The sequence below is a fragment of the Halomonas sp. SIMBA_159 genome (assembly GCF_046536035.1).
In the GTDB taxonomy this organism is placed as follows: Bacteria; Pseudomonadota; Gammaproteobacteria; order Pseudomonadales; family Halomonadaceae; genus Vreelandella; species Vreelandella venusta_A.
The window spans coordinates 1-229 of record NZ_JAWJBT010001826.1; the positions used below are offsets into that span (position 1 = coordinate 1).

A 229-nucleotide genomic window follows, 5' to 3' on the forward strand; every position below is an offset into this window, starting at 1 on the left:
TTAAACAAAATTGAAGGCGATTGGGACGAGGAAAAACTAGAGGCTCTTTTATCAGAGTTGAAGGAAAACAATTTTGATACAAACATCATCGGATATTCTCAAGAAGAATATGAGGAGCTGCTAGAAAACCTGTCTGTAGACAACGGTAATACAGTTGTAGAAGATGATGACTTCGATGTTTCTGAAGCTTTATCTCAAATCAGTGAGCCTGAAACAAAGTATGGAGAGG

At 37.6% G+C, this 229-nt stretch carries 1 protein-coding gene; it reads left to right on the top strand.

Annotated elements, in window-relative coordinates:
• Positions 1-229, top strand: a 229-nt coding sequence (locus R0J87_RS25500; protein ID WP_498889805.1) for a hypothetical protein, incomplete at both ends; no start/stop codon positions are given.